This is a genomic window from Kordiimonas pumila (assembly GCF_015240255.1).
GTDB classification, from domain to species: Bacteria; Pseudomonadota; Alphaproteobacteria; order Sphingomonadales; family Kordiimonadaceae; genus Kordiimonas; species Kordiimonas pumila.
In genome coordinates this window covers 3,559,234-3,581,428 of the sequence record NZ_CP061205.1, presented here as the reverse complement: position 1 = coordinate 3,581,428, position 22,195 = coordinate 3,559,234, and the positions used below count along the sequence as shown (strand labels likewise).

The 22,195-nt window shown below is 47.7% G+C and carries 20 protein-coding genes; 16 read left to right on the top strand and 4 right to left on the bottom strand.

Annotation, left to right across the window (positions count from 1 at the left end; translation table 11 throughout):
* The first annotated feature begins 96 nt into the window (after positions 1–96).
* The 7 genes from ICL80_RS15910 (at position 97) to ICL80_RS15880 (ending at position 7,762) form a co-directional block, all read left to right on the top strand.
* Complete coding sequence (locus ICL80_RS15910; RefSeq protein WP_194215911.1) at positions 97–645, top strand: GNAT family N-acetyltransferase; 549 nt, start codon at positions 97–99, stop codon at positions 643–645.
* 72 nt (positions 646–717) lie between these two features.
* Positions 718–2,118 (top strand): 3-isopropylmalate dehydratase large subunit, encoded by a 1,401-nt coding sequence (gene leuC / locus ICL80_RS15905; RefSeq protein WP_194213711.1) that lies wholly within the window; start codon positions 718–720, stop codon positions 2,116–2,118.
* A 14-nt stretch (positions 2,119–2,132) separates the two neighbouring features.
* Positions 2,133–2,738 carry a 3-isopropylmalate dehydratase small subunit gene (leuD, locus tag ICL80_RS15900; RefSeq protein ID WP_194213710.1) on the top strand — a complete coding sequence of 202 codons (606 nt, stop codon included), beginning with the start codon at positions 2,133–2,135 and terminating at the stop codon, positions 2,736–2,738.
* A gap of 17 nt (positions 2,739–2,755) precedes the next feature.
* Entirely contained in the window at positions 2,756–3,841 is a 1,086-nt protein-coding gene (gene leuB / locus ICL80_RS15895; RefSeq protein WP_194213709.1) for a 3-isopropylmalate dehydrogenase, read from the top strand.
* Positions 3,842–3,897: 56 nt separating this feature from the next.
* Positions 3,898–4,920 (top strand): aspartate-semialdehyde dehydrogenase, encoded by a 1,023-nt coding sequence (locus ICL80_RS15890; RefSeq protein WP_194213708.1) that lies wholly within the window; start codon positions 3,898–3,900, stop codon positions 4,918–4,920.
* A 159-nt stretch (positions 4,921–5,079) separates the two neighbouring features.
* Entirely contained in the window at positions 5,080–6,894 is a 1,815-nt protein-coding gene (locus ICL80_RS15885; protein ID WP_228073608.1) for a M2 family metallopeptidase, read from the top strand.
* A gap of 10 nt (positions 6,895–6,904) precedes the next feature.
* On the top strand, positions 6,905–7,762 hold the full coding sequence (locus tag ICL80_RS15880) for an HpcH/HpaI aldolase/citrate lyase family protein (RefSeq protein WP_194213706.1): 858 nt from the start codon (positions 6,905–6,907) through the stop codon (positions 7,760–7,762).
* Positions 7,763–7,795: 33 nt separating this feature from the next.
* Here ICL80_RS15880 and ICL80_RS15875 read toward each other — a convergent pair whose 3' ends face one another.
* Complete coding sequence (locus ICL80_RS15875; protein WP_194213705.1) at positions 7,796–9,745, bottom strand: alpha/beta hydrolase family protein; 1,950 nt, start codon at positions 9,743–9,745, stop codon at positions 7,796–7,798.
* Positions 9,746–9,808: 63 nt separating this feature from the next.
* Positions 9,809–11,740, bottom strand: coding sequence for a S9 family peptidase (locus tag ICL80_RS15870; RefSeq protein WP_194213704.1), 1,932 nt, complete (start codon positions 11,738–11,740; stop codon positions 9,809–9,811).
* Positions 11,741–11,972: 232 nt separating this feature from the next.
* Here ICL80_RS15870 and sdhC point away from each other — a divergent pair, with 232 nt between their 5' ends.
* The 6 genes from sdhC (at position 11,973) to ICL80_RS15840 (ending at position 17,031) form a co-directional block, all read left to right on the top strand.
* Complete coding sequence (gene sdhC / locus ICL80_RS15865; protein WP_194213703.1) at positions 11,973–12,368, top strand: succinate dehydrogenase, cytochrome b556 subunit; 396 nt, start codon at positions 11,973–11,975, stop codon at positions 12,366–12,368.
* A gap of 1 nt (position 12,369) precedes the next feature.
* The gene (gene sdhD / locus ICL80_RS15860; protein WP_194213702.1) at positions 12,370–12,753 is read left to right on the top strand and encodes a succinate dehydrogenase, hydrophobic membrane anchor protein; all 384 of its coding nucleotides are present in this window, start codon (positions 12,370–12,372) and stop codon (positions 12,751–12,753) included.
* Positions 12,754–12,756: 3 nt separating this feature from the next.
* Positions 12,757–14,544 carry a succinate dehydrogenase flavoprotein subunit gene (gene sdhA, locus ICL80_RS15855; RefSeq protein ID WP_194213701.1) on the top strand — a complete coding sequence of 596 codons (1,788 nt, stop codon included), beginning with the start codon at positions 12,757–12,759 and terminating at the stop codon, positions 14,542–14,544.
* Between the two features lie 15 nt (positions 14,545–14,559).
* Positions 14,560–15,336 (top strand): succinate dehydrogenase iron-sulfur subunit, encoded by a 777-nt coding sequence (locus ICL80_RS15850; protein WP_194213700.1) that lies wholly within the window; start codon positions 14,560–14,562, stop codon positions 15,334–15,336.
* Between the two features lie 135 nt (positions 15,337–15,471).
* Positions 15,472–16,173 carry a substrate-binding periplasmic protein gene (locus ICL80_RS15845; RefSeq protein ID WP_194213699.1) on the top strand — a complete coding sequence of 234 codons (702 nt, stop codon included), beginning with the start codon at positions 15,472–15,474 and terminating at the stop codon, positions 16,171–16,173.
* Positions 16,174–16,326: 153 nt separating this feature from the next.
* Entirely contained in the window at positions 16,327–17,031 is a 705-nt protein-coding gene (locus tag ICL80_RS15840; protein WP_194213698.1) for a substrate-binding periplasmic protein, read from the top strand.
* 38 nt (positions 17,032–17,069) lie between these two features.
* Here ICL80_RS15840 and ICL80_RS15835 read toward each other — a convergent pair whose 3' ends face one another.
* Complete coding sequence (locus tag ICL80_RS15835) at positions 17,070–18,164, bottom strand: DODA-type extradiol aromatic ring-opening family dioxygenase (RefSeq protein ID WP_194213697.1); 1,095 nt, start codon at positions 18,162–18,164, stop codon at positions 17,070–17,072.
* 157 nt (positions 18,165–18,321) lie between these two features.
* Between ICL80_RS15835 and ICL80_RS15830 the strand changes: the two genes are divergently transcribed.
* Complete coding sequence (locus tag ICL80_RS15830) at positions 18,322–18,525, top strand: tautomerase family protein (RefSeq protein ID WP_194213696.1); 204 nt, start codon at positions 18,322–18,324, stop codon at positions 18,523–18,525.
* A 17-nt stretch (positions 18,526–18,542) separates the two neighbouring features.
* On the top strand, positions 18,543–19,838 hold the full coding sequence (locus ICL80_RS15825) for an MFS transporter (protein ID WP_194213695.1): 1,296 nt from the start codon (positions 18,543–18,545) through the stop codon (positions 19,836–19,838).
* Positions 19,839–19,841: 3 nt separating this feature from the next.
* Here the strand turns inward: ICL80_RS15825 and ICL80_RS15820 are convergent, their stop codons facing one another.
* Positions 19,842–20,636, bottom strand: coding sequence for a tyrosine-protein phosphatase (locus tag ICL80_RS15820; RefSeq protein WP_194213694.1), 795 nt, complete (start codon positions 20,634–20,636; stop codon positions 19,842–19,844).
* A 181-nt stretch (positions 20,637–20,817) separates the two neighbouring features.
* On the opposite strand from ICL80_RS15820, the gene zapE reads away from it, so the two are divergent.
* Positions 20,818–22,041: a cell division protein ZapE gene (gene zapE / locus ICL80_RS15815; RefSeq protein WP_228073607.1), complete on the top strand. Its 1,224-nt coding sequence runs from the start codon at positions 20,818–20,820 to the stop codon at positions 22,039–22,041.
* Positions 22,042–22,195 lie beyond the last annotated feature (154 nt).

Below are 22,195 nucleotides of genomic sequence, written 5' to 3'. Positions count from 1 at the left end.
TTGTGCAACGCCATCGATGACATTAAAGAGCGGGGGCGAGAAATTCTTGTCCCCGTTTTTTTTGGTCATGGATATTGAGCGCAGGTTTGTGTGGATATGGTTGAGGTTGATAATTTCCGATATGCTTGGCGGCAGGCTGTTAAAGCAGATATCCCTGTCTTGAAAGGTATCATGGAAGCATCAATCTTGCAGCTGATGAATGAGTTTCTGACACCAAATCAGGTTCGGGCCTCATTTGAGGTCATGGGCCTTGATACACAGCTTATAGAGGATGGCACCTATTATGCCATTCTTGAAGGTGATGAGATTATAGGGTGTGGTGGCTGGTCTGCCAGACAAACACTATACGGCGGCGACCAGACTAAGGGCCGTGATGCCCGTATGCTAAACCCTGAAACTGATGCTGCGCGTATCAGGGCTATGTATACGCATCCGAACTATAAGCGCCGGGGTGTTGGTCGTATGACCTTAGCGCTGTGTGAAGCAAAAGCACATGCAAAAGGGTTTGCCTGTTTTGAGTTAATGGCCACGCTGGCTGGTAAAGAGTTATATCAGGTGTGTGGTTATGAAAACGTGGAAGAAGAGACTGTTAAAACGTCTGCCGGGATTTTAGTCCCGCTGGTTAAAATGAGAAAATGGGCCTGATTGGCCTTTTGCTGCTGTTGGGGCTGGAAAGCTAGGCTCTGACCTGAGAGATGGAAACGCTGGAGTAATATTATGCCAAAAACTATGTATGATAAAATATGGGAAAACCATGTTGTTGAAGACAGAGGTAACGGCGTTGCGCTTCTCTATATTGATCGCCACCTCGTGCATGAAGTAACCAGCCCGCAAGCCTTTGAAGGGCTTAGGCAGTCTGGCCGCACAATTCACCGGCCTGACAGCATAATTGCAGTGCCTGACCATAATGTGCCGACAAAAGACCGGCATTTACCAAACCCTGACCCTATGTCCACAGCGCAGCTTAAGGCGCTTAGTGAAAATGTGGCAGAGTTTGGCCTTGATTATATCCCGATGGATGATATCCGGCAGGGTATCGTTCATGTGATTGGGCCAGAGCAGGGCTTTACCCAGCCGGGTGTTACACTGGTGTGCGGTGACAGCCATACCTCTACGCACGGTGCTTTTGGGGCGCTGGCGTTTGGTATTGGCACGTCTGAGGTAGAGCACGTAATGGCAACCCAGACATTACAGCTTAAAAAATCTAAAAATATGCGGGTTACTGTAACCGGCGAATTGCCTGAAGGCTGCTCTGCAAAGGATGTGGCGCTTGCGATCATCGGCGCAATTGGCACGGGCGGCGGTACAGCGCAGGTTATTGAATATGCGGGCCCTGTTATTGAAGGCTTGTCTATGGAAGGTCGCATGACGCTGTGCAATATGGCGATTGAAGCAGGCGCGCGCGCTGGCCTTGTAGCACCAGACGAGAAGACCTTTGAATATTTGAAAGGCCGCCCATATGCCCCAAAAGCCGGGCAGTGGAACAGTGCTGTTTCTTTCTGGGAAGGCCTGAAGACCGATGAAGGTGCCGTCTTCGACCGTGAAGTCGTGATTGATGGCAGCGAGATTGCCCCGCTTGTGACATGGGGTACAAGCCCAGAGGATGTAGTGCCTATTACAGGCACTGTGCCGATGGTTGCCTCGTTCAGTGATCCTGCAAAACGGGAATCTGCAGAGAAATCTCTTGTCTATATGGGCTTGCGTGAAGGCCAGCCTATGACAGAGGTTCCTGTAGACCGTGTGTTTATTGGTAGCTGCACCAATAGCCGTATCGAGGATATTCGTGCGGCAGCGGCTGTTATTAAAGGCAGGAAAGTATCTAGTCGGGTGATTGAAGCTTTGGTGGTGCCAGGCTCTGGCCTTGTGAAAGAGCAAGCTGAAGCAGAAGGCCTTGATAAAATTTTGATCGAAGCGGGCTTCCTGTGGCGCGAACCGGGCTGCTCTATGTGCCTTGCTATGAACCCTGATAAAGCGGGGAAAGGTGAACATGTGGCCTCAACCAGCAACCGTAACTTTGTGAGCAGGCAAGGGCCGGGTGCCCGCACCCATCTTGTGAGCCCCGCTATGGCTGCGGCCGCTGCAATTGCAGGCCATTTTGTTGATGTTCGCAAGTTCTAGGGAAAGGAATACTGGTGGAGAAGTTTACTAAAATAACGTCAATCGCAACACCGTTCCCACGTGTGAATGTTGATACAGATATTATTATTCCGGCAAAACACTTGAAGTCTATCAAGCGTACTGGGTTTGGCGAATTTGCCTTTGAGTCAGTTCGTTATGACAGTGACGGCAACTTGTTAAAGGATAATATTTTCGACGGCGCAAAATATAAAGGCGCGAAAATACTGATAGCGGGCGATAATTTCGGTTGTGGGTCCAGCCGCGAGCATGCGCCGTGGGCTATTTCAGAGCTTGGTTTTCGCTGTATCATTGCGCCAAGCTTTGCTGATATTTTTGCCGGCAACTGCGTTAAAAACGGCATTTTAACCATTGCCTTGCCACCTGAACAGGTGGATGCGCTTGTAATTGCAGCAGAAGCGGGCCAAAGCATTGTGGTTGATCTTGATGACCAGACGGTAAGCTGCGGTAACGCACACTATGAATTTGATTATAGCCCGTCGCATAAGGAAATGCTGTTGAACGGCCTTGATGAAATTGGCCAGACTTTGCAGGCAAAACCGGCGGTCGTGTCTTATGAGAGTAAACGTAAACTGATGACGCCGTGGCTGTTTAGGGATTAGGCGAGTTAGGGAATTTCATGACTACATATAAAATAATGTTATTGCCGGGTGATGGTATCGGCCCCGAAATTATGGCGCAGGTTCGCCGTGTTATGACATGGGTTGAAGGCACATACGGTGTTAGCTTTGATATTACTGAAGGTCTTATCGGGGGCTGTTCATACGATGCTTACGGCGACCCGTTTACAGATGAAGCGCTTGCAACTGCAAAAGCGTCTGACGCCATTGTTATGGGCTGTGTTGGTGGCCCTAAGTGGGACGGTAAAACTGCCTATGATAAGCGTCCAGAAGCTGGCCTCTTGAAGCTCCGGAAACAGCTTGACCTGTTCGCTAACCTAAGACCTGCGATGTGTTTTGATGCGCTTGCTGATGCTTCAAGCCTGAAACGCGAATTTGTAGCCGGGCTGGACATTCTTTTTGTGCGTGAACTGGCAGGTGGTGTTTATTTTGGTGAACCACGCGGTATTGAAGATTTGCCGGGCGGGGGCCGTGTTGGCATTAATACCCAGCGCTATGAAGATTGGGAAATTATTCGTATTTCCCGCGTTGCTTTCGAAATGGCCCGCAAACGCGGAAGCCGCGTTCACAGTGCCGAAAAGGCCAATGTGATGGAAGCAGGCTTACTTTGGCGCGAGGAAGTAACCAAACTGCATGCTGCAGAATATAGTGATGTGAAGCTTGAGCATATTCTGGCTGATAACTGTGCAATGCAGCTTGTAAAAGCACCTAAGCAGTTTGATGTGATTCTGACAGATAACCTGTTTGGTGATATTCTGTCGGACGCTGCTGCCATGCTAACGGGTTCCCTTGGTATGTTGCCGTCTGCGTCACTTGGTGATGGCGGCCCGGGCCTTTATGAGCCCGTACATGGTTCTGCGCCTGATATTGCAGGCAAAGGCATTGCAAACCCTATTGCGGCTATCCTTAGCTTTGCTATGGCCCTCAGGTATTCGCTGGATATGGGGGACGCTGCAGATAAAATTGAAACGGCGGTTTCTGCAACACTTGAAGCGGGACTGCGGACTGGTGACTTAATGAGCGCAGGTATGACAGAGGTTGGCACCATCGGTATGGGTGACGGTATTCTGAACGCACTTGGTTAATTTAATAGAAGATTTTTTATAGGCCCAAAGGGCCTTTCTACCCACAGGAGAGTAAAATGGGTTTTCGTGTCGCTGTTGTCGGTGCGACTGGTAATGTCGGTCGTGAAGTATTGAATATCCTTGCAGAACGTGATTTTCCAGCAAGTGAAATTATTGCGATTGCATCACGAAAGTCTATCGGCCAAACCGCCATGTACGGCGATAAAGAGCTGAAAGTTGTAGCACTTGATACCTTTGACCCAAAAGGGGTTGATATTGCTTTATTTGCGGCAGGCTCTGGTGTTGCGAAAGAGTATGCACCCAAGTTTGGTAAGGCTGGCTGTGTTGTTATTGATAATTCATCCCATTATCGGATGGACCCTGATGTACCACTGGTGGTACCTGAGGTAAATCCTGATGCTCTGAAGGATTTCGCAAAGAAAAACATCATTGCGAACCCAAACTGCTCAACAGCACAGATGCTGGTTGCGCTAAAACCTTTGCATGATGCAGCGACAATCAAACGGGTTGTGGTTTCTACCTACCAGTCTGTGTCAGGTTCAGGGAATGCTGCCATGGACGAGCTGTTCACGCAGACACGGGCGATTTTTGTGAACGACCCAATTGTGAAAGAGGTTTATACAAAGCAGATCGCCTTTAACGTGATCCCGCATATTGATGTCTTTATGGACGACGGCTACACCAAAGAAGAATGGAAGATGGTCGCTGAAACGCACAAGATGCTTGACCCTAACATCAAGCTTACAGCAACAGCGGTGCGTGTGCCGGTATTTGTTGGCCATTCTGAAGCGATCAATATTGAATTTGAAAAGCCCCTTTCAGAAAAAGATGCGCGCAAGATTCTGCGTGAGGCGCCGGGCTGTCTGGTTATTGATAAGCGCGAAGATGGTGGTTATATTACCCCGATTGAATGTGTGGGTGATTTTGCGACCTATATCTCCCGTATTCGGGAAGATAAAACGGTTGATCACGGCCTTAATATCTGGGTTGTTTCAGATAACCTTCGCAAAGGTGCGGCCCTTAATGCTGTGCAGATTGCAGAATCTCTCCTTAATCAAGGCTTGCTGAAAGTTTCATAAAGCTTGATACAAAATGTAAGGTTAAAAGGCTCAAGGTTGATACTTTGGGCCTTTTTCTGTTTCATACAGGCAGCCTACTGGTACTTTTGGGTCAGGGGTATATAATGAAGGCTGGTAATTTATAGACAGGCAATGTGGGGACAAAAAATGAAAATAGGGATGACACGTTTTAAAGGTTTGGCGTTTGGTTGTAGCTGCATGGCATTGCTGGCAGCGTGCGGTGAAGAAAAGGCAGTAATGCAAGATGCCCCCTTAACTGTTGCTGACGCAGCAGCGTTTATGGAGGATGCAGAAACACAGTTGTCTGAGGCAGGCCAGCATCTGGAACGGCTTTCATGGGTGAATGCCAATTTCATTACATATGACACCAATATGCTTGTTGCAAATGCGGATGAAGACTTTATCAAGCTTTCTGTGTCGCTTGCAAATGCGGCTAAAAAATACCAAGGGCTTGATATGCCCGCTGATCTTGCACGCAAGTTTGAAAAACTAAAGCAAACTATGGTTCTGCCCGCTCCTGAAGATGCGGCCAAAACAGCGAGCCTTGCGCGGATCAAGGCAGACCTTACGGCGACCTATTCAACTGGTAAGGTCGCGATGGAAGGCGAAGAGAAAACCCTAGGAGATGTATCTGACATTATAGCTAGTGATCGCACCCCCGAACGCCTGCTTGCTGCATGGGATGGCTGGCGCAAGGTTTCTGTACCTATGAAAAGCGACTATGCTGAAATGGTTGCGATCGCGAACGAAGGTGCCAAAGAGCTAGGGTATGCCGATGTGGGCGCTATGTGGCGCGCAGGCTATGATATGGACCCTGATGAGTTTGCAAAAGTTGCGGACAAACTTTGGGACCAAGTGAAGCCGCTTTACACAGCCTTGCATTGTTATGTGCGGGCAGAACTGTCTGATTATTACGGCGACAGGGTTGTGGCTGATGCAGGCCCAATACCCGCCCATTTGCTTGGCAACATGTGGGCGCAGGCATGGGGTAACATATACCCGCTTGTAAAACCAGAAACCAGTGCAAGCGGGGTTGATGTAACGGCGGCTCTTAAAGAAAAGGGTTATGACGCTATCAAGATGGTAAAAACCGGGGAAGGCTTCTTTTCGTCGCTTGGGTTTGAGCCACTGCCTGATACATTTTGGGAACGGTCACTCTTCACCAAACCAGAAGACCGCGAGGTTATTTGCCATGCATCGGCGTGGGACCTAGATGGTAAAAATGATGTACGTATCAAGATGTGCACCAAGGTGAATGATGTGGATTTCACAACGGTACACCACGAACTGGGACACAACTATTACCAGCGCGCATACCAGAACAACACTTACCTGCATTTGACAGGTGCCAATGACGGTTTTCATGAAGCGATCGGCGATATGGTCGCCCTTTCAATAACGCCAGAGTATTTGCAGAAAATTGGCCTGATCAGCGACGTGCCGCCAGAAGAAGCGGACATTGGCCTCCTGATGAAACGTGCACTTGATAAAGTGGCCTTCCTGCCGTTTGGGTTGATGGTAGATAAATGGCGCTGGCAGGTATTTTCCGGCGAATTGACACCAGAAAATTATAATGATGGCTGGTGGAAACTAAGGGAGGAATATCAAGGTATTAAGGCGCCAAATGATCGCCCAGCAGATGCATTTGACCCCGGTGCCAAGTTCCATATTCCCGGTAATACGCCTTATATGCGTTATTTTCTGGCGCATATCCTGCAATTCCAGTTCCATAAAGCTGCATGCGAGCAGGCTGGGTGGGAAGGCCCGTTGCACCGCTGTTCTATATACGGCAATAAGGAAGTGGGCGATCGCTTTAAGGCAATGCTGGAGATGGGGGCATCGAAGCCTTGGCCAGAAGCCCTTGAAGCCTTTACTGGTTCACGCGAGATGGATGGTAGCGCCGTTGTTGCCTATTTTGCGCCCCTTAAACAATGGCTGGATAAACAGAATGAAGGCCGTACATGCGGTTGGTAGCGAGTGATTTATGGATGATATAATACCAAGGCGCAGCGCGCTTTTTATGCCAGCGTCGAACGAACGGGCGCTTGAAAAAGCAAAAAGCCTGCCCTGTGATGTGGTGATCTTTGATCTTGAAGATGCTGTTAGCCCTGATGCTAAAGAGGCAGCGCGCACGCTCGCGGCCTCTGCAGTTTCGTCGGGCGAGTATGGCAGGCGCGAACTGGTTATCCGTATAAATGCGTTTGATACCCCTTGGGGACAGGAAGACATGAAGGCGGCTATTGCGGCAAAACCAGCGGCCATTCTGGTGCCAAAGGTAACAGCGGCTGATGACTTGATACCGTATCTTCAGTATCTGGATAATACGAACATTAGCCTGTGGGCTATGATGGAAACCCCGCTGGCGTTTCTTAATGCGCAGGCCATTTGTGCAGTGTCACATAAATTGACAGCGCTGGTGATCGGCCCGAATGACCTGACAAAAGACCTGCGCGCCAGAAGGGTGCCGGGCAGAGCGCCCATTATGGCAGCGCTGTCGACTGCGCTTCTGGGGGGGCGTGCTTACGGCAAAATTGTTCTGGATGGCGTATATAATGATTTTCGCGACAGCGAAGGCTTTCAGGCAGAATGTATGGCTGCCCGTGATATGGGCTTTGATGGTAAAACCCTTATCCACCCCAGCCAGATTGAGGGCGCGAACGAAGCCTTTGCTCCGTCAGACACTGAAGTGGCAGGGGCCGAGCGCTTGATCGCCGCGTTTGAGGCGGCGAAAGCTGCAGGTAAGGGTGTTGCAACCCTCGACGGCAAGATGATCGAAGACCTGCATGTTACAGAAGCGCGCTATCTGCTTTCTGTGGCTAGGGCAATTACCGCAGGAGAATAGGGGGCAACGGCCCCCTTTGTTTATCAGCCTTTTTTAATGGCCTATGTGCTTTTCTAAAAACTTCTCTGTTTCGGTCAGCATTGTTGTTTTGGCCGCTTTGGTCATAAGCCAGTGGTCTCCATCAGCCATCTCTATATAAGTGCTATCTTTCCCAAGGCTTTTAAGTTTTTTATGCATACGAGTTGATTGGTCATACGGTACGCGGCCATCATTAACGGCTGCAATCAAGAGAATAGGAATATTGACCTCGTTTGCTCTGTGGTAGGGGGAAACAAATTCTGGTTCATGCCCTTCAAGGCCAACATCCTGTATCCAGTTATCCTTAGAAAAATCGCGGATGTCCTCACGCCGCATCATGGGAATGTCGGCTACACCGTTAATGGAAACAGCACATTTATAAAGATCAGGTTCCTTGATGGGGGCAAAAAGTGATGCATATCCGCCGTAAGACCCGCCTAGAATGCAAATGCGGTCTGGGTCACTGTAACCATTTTCTATCATCCAGTATGTGGCGTCTGTTACATCATCCTGCATCAGGCCGCCCCACTGTTTGCGCCCCGCTTCATAAAAAGATTTGCCGTAGCCGGTTGAGCCCCTGAAGTTTGGTTGAATAACGGCATAGCCACGGTTGGCATAAAACTGCGCCCAGTAATCCCAGTTCATAGTATCGCGTGCGTATGGGCCGCCGTGGGGCAATATAATCGTTGGTAGGTTTTTATCCCTGCCTTGGGGTAGGGTCAGATAGGCGGGAATCTTTTGGCCATCTCGTGCTTTGTAATTAATGCGTTTCACAGGTGCCATATCTTCAGGGTAAATACCGTCATGTGTTGGCGCGATATACTGAAGCTGCCCGGTATCTCGGTTATAAAGATAATAGTCACCGGGGTTTGTGGGTGTCGATGCGTAAATGAGGTAAAGTTCTTTATGCCGTGCCTTGCCAGAAATGCGGACATTTTGGCTCTTAAGGGCTGCGGAAAGGCTACGCTGCAATTTGGCATACTCTTCGTCAAAATACAGATATTCTGTGACATCGGCGGTGTAATAAACACCTATAATATTGCCGGTGTCGGGATGCCGCAAGAATCCACCTGGGCCAATATCTTCCCGTTCAAAAACAGTATCTACAATCTCGCCTGTTCTAAAATTAAAAGTGTAAATACTGTTTGAATCGTATTTGTTGGGGGCGGATATATAGATAATGTCAGGATTTTCTGTGAAGCCCTCAATAGCATGATATTCGAACCAGTCATCATGAGCCTTGAACCAGTCCATTTCTGTAATGTCGGTTAGGGAACCATTTTTTTCAACAATAACAGCGACCTCATCACTATCCACCCAGCTACCTGTAGAGTTCCTGCTACCATAACCGTATCGGATATTGCCATCAAAGTCTGCAAACCAACTGTAGATGCCGCGCCTGCCGGGTTTAACTCTGTTGCGCTTTCCTGTACGGACATTAACCTTAAAAACACTGGGCTTGCCTAAGTTGTGCTCGTCGAATTGCATTAGAATTTGTTCTGGCTCATCAGGTAGAAGGTGTAAAACAGTTTCGCCCCACATGATGTGTTCGTTGCTCCCCATTTCTTTTTGAGGAGCACCTAACCATTCAAATTTCCCATTTGTTAGGTCGTAACTAATACTTCTGGTTTCCCTTACGGATTCGCCAAAATACCGTTGGTTATGAGATAATAGATATTGAAGCAGAAGAACTTCGTCGTTTGCCCAGAAAAAGTCGAATAATTCTGCATCACCAAATTTAGGAATGAGCACACTTTCACCACTTGTGGTATCGAGCGCAATCATCACCGTTTGATTATCTTTTTCGGTTAGAAACCCGATCTTTTCCCCAGAGGGCGATAGTTTTGCGCCAGAAAATGTTGGATTAGAGGCAAAGGCATCTAGGGGTACTTTTTCTTGCCCATATGCCGTTACAGACACAGCAAGCAGACACAAAGCGATAGCAATTTTAAACGGATTGTACATAGCGGCTCCTAAGATAGCACGGACGCATGAAGGTTTAAAAAGTGTGTTCATGTTGTAAAGGCCTTAGTCCAGATACTGTTTGAGGAACTTTTCTGCAGCCTTCAGGGTTTCAAACCGGGCTTCAGCCGTTACCATATGATGCGTGCCGTTTTTCAGTTCAACATAGTCTACCGGCTTCTTTAAGCGTTTGAGGCGGCTATATAGATCACGTGACAAATCATAGGGCACACGGGCATCATCTTTTGCGGCAACCAGAAGGACCGGGGCGCTAATGTCTTCTGCCCTGTGATAGGGTGATACTTCTTTGTCGTCCACGCCTTCAAGACCCATGTCTTTAACCCACGACCGCCCACCAATATAGTGTTTGTCACCGGATTTAAGGCGAACAAGGTCTGCAACACCGTTAACGGATACAGCGCATTTATAAAGGCCGGGTTCTTTAATCGTTGCAAATAATGCCGCGTAACCACCGTAGGATGAGCCAACAATACAGATACGGTCAGGGTCTGCCACGCCTTCTGCAACCAGCCATTTGGTCGCGTCTGTTACATCATCCTGCATCAGGCCGCCCCACTGTAGGTCGCCTGCGTGCTCAAAGGCAGGGCCATAGCCCTCTGAACCACGGAAGTTGGGTTTCAATACCAGCCAGCCCCGGCTTGCATAAAACTGTGCTTCATAGTCCCATTCGGCACTATCGCGGGCAGACGGTCCGCCGTGCGGCAAGATGATAGTTGGCAGGTTTTTGGCCTCTTTGCCATGGGGCAGTGTTACATAGCCGGGTATCGTGCTGCCGTCCCGTACGGGGATTATAACAGGCTTGGTGGTCGCCATGATGGCTTCGTTAATCGCGGTACGTTTGCTTACAAAGTAGCCGAGGCTTTTTTTCTCGCGGTCATAGAAATAATAATCTCCGGGGTTTTGGTCTGACCTGACAAGTATAAGATACAGTTCTCTGTTTCTGGCTTTACTCACAATCCGGTTTATTGTGCCAGGTAGAACATGGTCTATGCTGCGCTGTAATAGGTCTAAGTCCTCATCAAAATAATAAAGTTTGGTGTAGTCATCTGTGTAAAAAACGCCAGCCAGCCGGTTGGTAACCGGATGGTAATAGAGATAATCAATATCATGGTTTTTCATGGTAAAGACAGAAGACAGTATTTTACCTGAAAGCATATCGAGCTTGTAAATACCCGTGGTGCCCTTTTCTGACAGGCCGTACACATAGGCTGTATTGTCGTTATCAGCCGTAAAACCCGCAAACGTATAGTGATTTGTCCATTCAAGGTCATTCAGGTCGAGCCAGTCGCCCTCAACGGTTTTATACTTCATGTTCAGTTCGGTACTTTGAACGCGGTACCCTTTGCCCAGACGTACTTCCCCTGCGTTGTCACTATACCAGCGGTTTATACCGGTTCTGCCGGACTGCGCGGTTCTACGACCACCGTCCAGAACATCAACACGGTAAACAGTAGGATAGCCATCAAGCTCGTGATCAAGCGAAAGCAGTATGTGATCAGGATCGTCAGGCAAAAGATCTATCATACTGTCATACTGTGAAACACGTTCGTCTGATCTGCTGCGTTTGGGGCGGCCAAGCCATTTGAAATCCATTTCCTCAAGATTTAAGCTGACCATGCGGCTTTCATCACTATTGCCCCTAAAAATCCATCTGTTGAGCGATAGGTCGAACCGGATTAACAGCACATTATCGCTTTTCCAGAATACGGCGCCGTAATCAACCTTGTCCTGCGGTGGTATCAGGATCGGTTTCTCGCCGGTTAGGCTATATATTACAAGGTTCCTGCGGCCTTCATCTTCAGTGAAAAAAGCCATTTTGGTGCCATCCGGTGACAGCTTTGGGTTTTCAAAGTTAGGAAGTGCGGCAAAGACCTCAACCTGCATATCTGCAGGGTTTAAGGCAGCATCTTTTGCCCAGCCGGAACAAGAAAAAAAGACAAGAGACAAGCTTGCCATGATAGCAATACAACGAAACATAGAATAATACCCCCAAATCAATATGTTTTTTACATAGCGGGCCTTTTTACTGAGGGCAAATAGTAATTTCAGGTAGGGTTAAAATGCACGATTAGGGGTTTATCTGCAGTTTTTGTAATATCAGTACTTGCAGGCGCCCCCCTCGCGGGGCTAAAACTACAGCCGAATCAAACCGCAATGCCTGTAAGGTGTGCGGAAAACAAGTTGGTCAACTACTGTCAGGGGACAATTCATGGCACAGGCGAAACGCCCGCTTTCTCCTCACCTGCAGGTTTATCGCTGGGGCGCGCATATGGCAGTTTCCATTATGCACCGCGCAACAGGGTCTGCACTTGCTGTTGGGGCTATCCTCTTAACCTGGTGGCTGGTAGCCATAGCAACCGGTTATGAATATTTTAATACGGTACAATCTTTTGCGTCCTCTATTCCGGGCAGGATTATTCTCCTCGGGATTACATTTTCCCTAATGCAGCATTTAGCATCTGGTATTCGCCACCTGTTTATGGACATGGGTTATCTTTATGACCTGAAAGCAAACAGCCTGTCTGCAAAGCTGACGTTTGTTTTTTCTGTCATTGCGACGCTGGCAATATGGTTTGCTGCCTATAAAGTGATGGGGGTTATTTAACATGACTGACATGAAAAACCCTCTCGCTAAAGTACGCGGCCTAGGTTCTGCAAAAGACGGCACTGGTCACTGGCTAACACACCGGATGACAGCCATAGCAAACATACCCCTTACCATATTTTTTGTGGTTTCGTTTGTTGGTAATGTGGGTAAAACCCATGCGGAATGGGTGGCATGGCTGAAGCAGCCACTGGTCGCTATATTACTGATCCTTTTTGTCGCAAACTTTACGCACCATATGCGGTCTGGCTTGCAGGAAGTGGTGGAAGACTATGCCCACACGCCTGGCATGAAGCTGATAGCGACGCTAGCTATTAAGGGTGTTTGCATTTTGATTGCAGCTCTTAGTATTTTTTCAATTTTACGTATCTCTTTCGGGGGCTAAGTCATGAGCACAGCCTATCCAATTACACAGCATACCTATGACGCCATCGTAATCGGCGCCGGTGGTTCTGGCCTTCGTGCTACGATGGGCCTTGCTGAATCAGGCCTGAAAACGGCTTGTATCACAAAAGTATTTCCTACCCGGTCGCATACTGTTGCGGCTCAGGGCGGTATCGCAGCATCCCTTGGTAACATGGGCCCAGATAGCTGGCAGTGGCATATGTATGACACTGTTAAGGGTTCTGACTGGCTTGGGGACCAAGACGCGATTGAATATATGGTACGCGAGGCACCAGCAGCTGTTTACGAGCTGGAGCATTACGGCGTACCGTTTAGCCGCACGGAAGAAGGCAAGATATACCAGCGTGCTTTCGGCGGTATGACAACAGAATTTGGTGAAGGCCCGGCGGCACAGCGCACATGCGCGGCGGCAGACCGAACTGGCCACGCTATGTTGCACGCACTTTACCAGCAGTCGCTAAAGTATGACAGTGACTTTTATATTGAGTATTTCGCGATCGACCTGATCATGGAAAACGGTGAATGCCGGGGTGTAATTGCCATGAACATGGAAGATGGTTCCATGCATGCATTCCGTGCCAAGGTAACTGTGCTGGCGACAGGCGGTTACGGCCGGGCGTATTTCTCTGCCACATCAGCGCACACATGCACAGGTGACGGCGGCGGTATGGTGCTGCGGGCTGGCCTTGCCTTGCAAGACCTTGAGTTTGTTCAGTTCCACCCAACCGGCATTTACGGTGCTGGTGTGCTGATTACAGAAGGTGCGCGCGGTGAAGGCGGCATTCTGATTAACTCTGAGGGCGAACGCTTTATGGAGCGGTATGCGCCGTCAGCGAAAGACCTTGCTAGCCGCGATGTGGTATCACGCTCTATTTCAAACGAGATCCGTGAAGGTCGTGGTGTTGGCCCTGATAAGGACCATATGTACCTGCACCTTGATCACCTTGATCCGGCCATTTTGGCTGAACGCCTGCCGGGTATTTCTGAATCAGCGAAAATTTTCGCGAATGTGGACGTGACCAAAGAGCCGATACCGATTTTGCCGACAGTGCATTATAATATGGGCGGTATTCCAACCAACTTCCACGGTGAAGTGATTAACCCTACCAAAGACAACCCGGATAATATTGTGCCGGGCCTGTTTGCTGTGGGTGAAGCTGCGTGCGTTTCTGTACACGGGGCGAACCGTCTTGGGTCTAACAGCCTTATTGACCTTGTGGTGTTTGGCCGCGCGGTTGGCAAGCGGGTGCCTGAGCTTGTAAAAGCAGGCGAGACGCAAAAGCCACTACCTGAAGGCTATGCTGATATGGCCCTTAGTCGCCTTGACGCAGCACGCTATGCGAACGGCAGTACACCAACGGCTGATATGCGCCTGAAAATGCAGAAAGTTATGCAAAATAACTGCGCAGTATTCCGGACAGAAGAAGTGCTTACGGAAGGCGTTGAGAAAATCGATGCCATTGCTGCTGACTTTGGTGACCTTAAGACAACGGACCGCAGCCTTGTGTGGAACAGTGACCTCATTGAGACACTGGAACTGCAAAACCTGATTGGTCAGGCTGTACTTACCATGCACGGTGCATCTGCGCGTAAGGAAAGCCGCGGTGCCCATATGCACGAGGATTACCCGGACCGCGATGACAAGAACTGGATGAAACATACCGTTTCATGGTTCGACGGTAAAAAAGTTACACTTGGTGACCGCCCGGTTCATGAGTATACCATGAGTACCGAGATGGAATATATTAAACCAAAAGCACGTGTTTATTAAGGGAAGGAAAGAGACATGGCTGAATTTTCACTTCCTAAAAACTCTAAAGTTGGCAAGGGTAAAACCGTAAAAGCAGAAGGTGCGGCTAATACACGTGATTTCCATGTGTATCGCTGGAATCCAGATGACGGTGAAAACCCGCATATGGATACTTTCAAAGTTGATATGGATAGCTGCGGCCCCATGGTTTTGGACGCGCTTATCAAAATCAAGAATGAAATGGACAGTACTGTAACGTTCCGTCGTTCCTGCCGGGAAGGTGTTTGTGGCTCATGTGCCATGAATATTAACGGCAAAAATGGCCTTGCGTGTACAACTGCGATTGAAGATGCGAAGGGTGATGTGTCGATCACACCGCTGCCGCACCAGGAAGTTATTAAGGATCTGGTACCAGACCTCTCTAACTTCTATGCACAGTATGCGTCTATCAAACCGTGGATGGAAACACAGTCCCCAGCACCTGAGAAAGAGCGGCTTCAGTCTCCTGAAGACAGGAAAAAACTGGACGGTCTTTATGAATGTATCCTGTGTGCTTGTTGTTCTACATCATGCCCAAGCTATTGGTGGAATGGCGACAAATATCTCGGACCTGCTATTCTTTTACAGGCCTATCGCTGGCTGATTGATAGCCGCGATGAAAATACAGGCGAGCGTCTTGATAACCTTGAAGACCCTTTCCGCCTGTATCGGTGCCACACGATTATGAACTGTGCGAACGCATGCCCGAAAGGCTTGAACCCTGCTAAAGCTATTGCAGAAACCAAAAAAATGATGGTGGAACGCAGAGGATAAATCTGTGAGTCTGTCTGATATAAAAAGCCGGGTTTTCCCGGCTTTTTTTATGAAGAGTTGTTTTGTGTTGATTATTACCTATTCTTAATATGTGGAATATTGGTTTTGAAAGCAGGGCAAGAGATGAGGCTTTTTGTGGTTAAGCTACTGGTTGTCTTCGTGTGGGCGAGCGTATCATTCAGTGGTGCATTGCAGGCTGAAAACTCTGTGAAAGCCAGCAGGCTTGGCGATAGTGTTTTCCGGGATGTCTGGCACGCTATTCTGGATAAGGCAGGCATTGAAGCTGAAATGATTGCTGCCACTCGTGATATAAGGCGTGATATGTTCGCGCGCGGCGAATTGGTTCTGGATTGTTGCTCAGTGCCTGCATGGCGCAGCCGTCCTGAAGAGGTGGCCGCGCAATTGTGGAGCGAGCCTTTCTTTTATACGGCTGATCACCTTATCTTGCACAAAGACCGAACTTACGATTTGCCTAATCCTCTTGACTTGAGGTCTTATCGGGTTGGTGTTGTACAAGGCTTTGCCTATGCAGAGGATACTCTTTTTGGTGAGAAGGTTATAAGGCCCTCATTGGCTGATGTTTTTCAGTCAGTTGTCAACGAGGAAGCAGATTTGACAATCGCTAACCACCAGGAATTTTGGCGTCGGCAGAAGCTTGCGCCAAAGCCCCTTGTGTTAGGCCCTGTATACCATGAATTGGCACTTATGGCGCGCGTGCATAACAGCAGACCAGATTTGTTGGCTCGGGTAAACGAAGCTATTAGAGAGTTAAAAAATACCGGCCAAATTACGATTTTAACAGGTGCCCGAATACGGGATGTGTCAGAGGCAGAATGATACACTCTAAACTACATATGACATACCAAAAGCTTATATGTTTAATAACATGCTAATGTTTATATGAAAAAAAACCTGAGGGTTTCTGCGGGTGATCTACGGTTTATTAACGTTTTTGTCATATTCTACCCATTCTTATTTTATGAGGTAGTTATGAGTTTTCGTTTATATTTTTTTCTATTCTTGTGTCTATGTGCCCCTCCTGTTTTGAGGGCAGAGCAGGTAACTGCCTATAACCATGCCGATAGTGTTTTTGAATATGCCTGGAAAGCGATCATTGATGAAGCGGGCATAGATGCGATTTATATCGATGTGCCCCATGAAGAGCAGCGCAAGCTTTTTGCCGAAGGTAAGCTAATTTTAACCTGCTGCTCTATCCCTGAATGGCGAACGCGCCCGGAAGAAGAAGCTGTACAGTTATTTACTGAGCCATTCTTTTATGTGTACGACCACCTAATTTACCGATCAGATAAACCAATACATGCGGCGAATCCAAATGATTTAACAGCTTATACCGTTGCTATAGTGAAAGGCTATTCATTCCCTGACTATCAGCACTTTGGTGAGATTTTGGAAGCTGGGTCTATTCATGAGGCTTTTCAGATGGTTGTTGATGGTAGGGCAGACTTAACTGTTGCCAACAATCAGGATTTTTATTTGCAAATGCGCTTGTATGGATACCCGCTTGTGTTAGGTGATGTTCATAGTGAAAATATTCTGCGCGCTCGGGTGCATAAAAGCAGGGCAGATTTGTTGGGCCGGTTGAATAGTGCGATTACCCAGCTAAAGGCAAACAAGCAGTTTTCCTTGTTGCTGGCAAAACGGTTAAGAGGCACGCAGAACCTTGAGGGAAAATAAGGCAAGCACTCTTTAGGCGCCTGCCTTATGGATGTTTGTTATTTGGGCTTGAATACAGCGGCAACTTTACTTGAATTAAACAGGTATGTTTCAACAAAATCAGACCACGTGCATTCGTAGTCTAGTGTATGCATGGCACCAGCAAGGGCACACCAGTTGAGCAACTCTTGATCACCAGCCTCTTCAATACGGCTGAGCGGCACATTTCGGAACTCTTCATAATTGCCTTCTGTAAGCGCTTTATACATATGCTTGTCGAATTCAACATCTGGCTGCATACGGTATGTTTTATCTACAAGGAAAGCATGTGACCAACTGGAAGATGCAAGCAAAGCAACCCGCCAAGGGCTTTCTTTGATAATGCGGGCAATAGCAGCACCCATTTCAAATACCCGTTTTGGGGATGGAGAAGGGGGGTCAAGGGGACGTTCGTCACCAAGCTGGCTGATAAAGCCGCGATACCCAATAATCCGGCTACCATAACAATTGATCGTGACAGGTAGAATAGGGTAATTCCAACCCTTTCTTTCATAATCCAGATACAAAATTGCATTCAGGAAAGCATGTGCCAAACCTGGGTGCTCATTCGGTTTGTAGGAATAAGACATATCAAAATCATTTTCGATAAGCTTTGATGCAAGCTGCTTTGCGGCTTCTTTGTTAAACTTTATGGGAATGCTTTTATTCCCTTTTTCACCCCAAACATTAGGTTTGCCGCCGCCCCATTCATCGGCATGTCCTTCACTGAACATGGCAGATTCTGAAGCATCCCGCCAAGGGTATACATCCATGTCGTCATAAGCATGAATACAGAAAGGAGGTATGATGCTTTCCTTAAAGTTTTCATATTGGTCATCACCCCAGATGAGAACGAAATCCGGGTTAAACTCGTCCAATGCTTCGCGAACATGCTCAAGCCCATGACGCATTTTCTCGCGGTGTTTCCTTGCGCCTGTTACAGAGGCATCATCACCCCATTCTTCACGCATAAGGGCAGGCCAGTTCGCTGGGTCTTTTGCCTCATCAGGAACACCGGGGTCACGCATACGGCCCTTAAGAATGTTTGCCATATCTTCATCTTTGCTGCTCAGTGGCGGGTAATGTGAAACGCCAATTCCCAGTATTTCCCCCATTATAGGCTCCTGTGTTTGAATAATAATTATCGACTATACATAAAATTATCGACAATTCAAAAAAAATCGATATTTTGTGGCTATATAATATGATGCTGTGTTGTCAAGCTAACAATATCAAAAAAACTATCAGCGGTAGCTGAGAGGGAGGAGTATAATGCCAATTGTGCAAATCAGCATGGTCAAGGGCCGCTCGCACGAAAGCAAAAACCGGATGATGAAAGAAATTAGCTGGATTGTGAGCGAATGTGCAGAGGTGAAGCTGGAGGCTGTTCGTGTTTTGATTACGGAAGTGGATGCCGAGCACTGGTCAGTTGGCGGTGTTCTCAAAAGCCAAACAGTAAATAATGGTCATCGGTAAAAATTTGGGAGGGATATATGATGGGGCTGTCTGGTAATAACCGTGAAGCGTCTGAAAATGTGTGGGTGCAAACAAGGGTCGCTGTGCTTTGTTGTATAGTTGCAATGCTTGATGGGTTTGATGCTCAGGCAATTGCATTTGTTGCTCCTGTTCTTGCGGATGATTGGGGCATTGAGCCTGCTAAAATGGGTGTGATTTTTTCAGCGGCCTTGTTTGGTATTATGGTGGGCCAACTTACGCTAAGCCCTTTATCGGATATTTTTGGTCGGCGCCCTGTCATTATGTTTTGCACACTCATGTTTGGAGTGTTCAGCCTTCTAACCGCTTATTCATCTGATTGGGTTATGCTTTTTATTTTACGGTTTATCACAGGGATTGGGCTTGGCGGGGTAATGCCCAATCTTATTGCGTTAACATCAGAGACTGCGCCTAAAAAACACCGTTCAACAATTGTTACCATGATGTTTGGGGGGTTCCCAATCGGCGCTGCAATCGGTGGCTACTTAAGCAACATGATTATACCGGTATATGGCTGGCACTCTGTTTTTCTGATGGGGGGAATTATCCCGCTTGCACTATTGTTTCCCCTTTTTATCTGGCTAAAAGAATCGCCTGATTTTGAAACAGATAAAGCCCTTGAAAAGGGTGGTTTTATACTAAAGTTGGCGTCGGCTTTCAGAAAGCAGGACGGTGTTGAAGTAAGTGGCAATATCATTACACGGTATGCAGCTCTTTTTATGGGCACCATGAAACGTATTACACTGCCAATATGGTTTGCTTACTTCAACAGCCTGTTAATGGTATATTTTCTCTTTAGTTGGATACCGTCACTTGCCAAACAATCAGGGTTAGAGCTTGATACGGCTATTATTTCTGCCGTGTTTTTAAATATAGGCGGTGCAATTGGCGGCGTAATGCTTGGTATGGTATCTGATCGCTTTGGCGCATTCAAAGTGCTTACTGTAGGTTATGTATGTGCCGGTTTAAGTCTTGTGTTGATGGGGCTTACGGCAATGGATCCAAGGTTTCTTTTGTGGCTTGTCTTTGCATCAGGGTTCTTTGTTGTTGGGGGGCAAACAGCTATGAACGCTGCTATAGCAAATATTTATCCTGCAAAAGTACGGGCTACAGCGATCGGGGCGGCACTTGCTGTAGGTCGGGCTGGGTCTATTGTTGGGCCATCGGTTGGTGGCTTGCTTGTTGCCTCAGGTATGTCTCTATCGGCTATTCTGATTATTATAGCCGTCCCTGCATTTTTAACAGCGGGAATCTCTATGTGGCTTGCACCGCATACAAAAAGTGCTGCTAATTAGGGGCTAGTCTGACAGAAACTTGCCCTTAAGCATTTGAAGGCGATTTTCTGTCAGGCCCATTTCTGTGTGCAGGTAATTTTCCATGCTGCCACTATGATTTTGTATTGCTTGAAACGCATTATGTAGGAAATCGGCTTCTACGCCAACCAGGGGCAAAAGGTCTTTTGGGTTAATAGAGCGCTCTGCTTTTATAGAAAGGCGTTCAGCAATTTCGGCAGTCTTTTGATCGAGATCCACAGCAGTATTTGTCAGTAGAAAATCTTCCATAATCTGATCGGGGTCAATGCCTAGTGCTGCCATAACAAGCGCACCAGCAATGCCGGTGCGGTCTTTACCTGCTGTGCAGTGAAAAAGGACGGCGCCATTGGTCTTTTCGTCTGTGAGGCAGGTGAAAAAAGCTTTTAGTCCGCTGCGGTTTTCTATGGGGATAGTGCGAAACGCGAGCAAAAATTGTGCCCGTAATTCCTCGCCCGGAAAATCAGAATTCTTGAGTTTTTCAAACAGCTCCTGAACCCATGCAGCGGCATTGCCGCCTATAGAGAGCGAATGGTACGAAGGTGTGAAAGGTGTTTGCCATGCAACCGGGTTACGGCTCTTTTCCGCATCAGACCTGAAATCAATCACATGCAAAATGCCTTTAGCGGCAAGAGCTTCCCGGCAAGGTGTTGTTGTATGCGATAAATGGCCAGAACGAAATAAGCTGCCATACCGAATGGATTGGCCATTTGCAGCTACATAACCGCCCATGTCGCGAAAATTTTGAACACCATCAAGGCGGTGGATACGCGGGTTGATCATTTGAAGCTGTGACCTTCTTGGTTGAAACCTATGTATTTTATTAGGGCTGTTTTGCAGAAAAGCAACTTATGCACATAAAACACTGTTGTTATGTGCAGCTTTCCCTTTATTGCAGCACGATAGGCATGTTAGAGAAAATATATGATTGTTGTTACGGTGTACCAGTATCAAAGGTAGTTGTGTGTCAGACATAACAAAAGACAAAAAAGTGCCCCACCCACAAGGCCCTCTCGCTGCCTATATGGCACTGCAAGCTGACGGTGAAATCAGGCCTGATGAAGACCAGCAACGCATTGTTATGCGGTTGGAACGGTTATTTCTGGAACTGGAAACATACCCTGAAGTGCAGGGCAGAGGTGGTAGCCTCTCGATTAAAAGCTGGCGACTTTCCAACCTGTTTCAGTGGGCGGGTGGTGACAAACCAGTGCCGCGTAGCCTTTATATGTACGGCGGCGTGGGGCGCGGTAAATCCATGTTGATGGACCTTTTTTACGAAGTAGCTCCGGTAAAGGCTAAAAAGCGTGTTCATTTTCATGAGTTTATGCTTGATGTGCATGCCCGCATGAAGGTGTGGCGCGGCCTGTCTGGTAAAGAGCGTGCAGCGCTTGGGGGTCGTGCAAGTGAAGATGACCCTATCCCGCCGGTTGCCCGTCAGATTGCCGCAGAAGCAACCCTTTTATGCTTTGATGAACTGCAGGTAACAGACATTGCTGATGCAATGGTGCTATCACGATTGTTTACAGAATTGATGGAGCATGGGGTAGTGGTGGTAGCTACCTCTAACCGCCCGCCTGATGATCTTTATAAAGGCGGGCTTAACCGCCAGCTTTTTCTGCCCTTTATTGAACGGGTGAAAAAAGATTTTGATATTCTAACTCTCGATGGGCCCACGGATTACAGGTATGATCGCCTGAAAGGTGTGGAAACCTATTACTGCCCTGTAAATGAAGAAACGACGGCAAAGCTTTCAGAAGCATTTTTCCGCCTGACAGACCGGAATGTGGAAGACCGGGATAAGGTGCCGAGTGAAACCTTACTGGTGCAGGGTCGGTCGTTATATGTACCAAAGGCAGCGCGCGGTGTGGCTGTGTTTTCCTTTAAGCGGCTTTGCGCCAACGCGCTTGGGGCTGCAGATTATCTGACTATAGCCCGGGCCTATCATACTGTCATTATGGTTGCGATCCCAAGGCTTGGAAAACATAACCGTAATGAGGCAAAGCGGTTTGTAACTTTCATAGATGCTTTATACGAGCACGGGGTAAAGTTTTTGTGCTCGGCAGAAGTCCCGCCACAAGAACTTTATGAAGCGGGTGATGGTGCTTTTGAGTTTGAGCGCACGGTTTCCCGTTTGATGGAAATGCAGTCAGAAGAATATTTACACATCGGGCATGGCCACAAGGCTTGATGATAGCTTTGTCTATTACTGGATGAAAAATAGTTAAATTGATTCGTTTTGAGGGGCAGTTTTGTAATATTTGAATAGAAAATTCTTTGAGAAACCGTTTGTTTGTCACTTTTGCACCGTTATTATGCTTATGGCCTTTGAGGCTGTGGAGCTT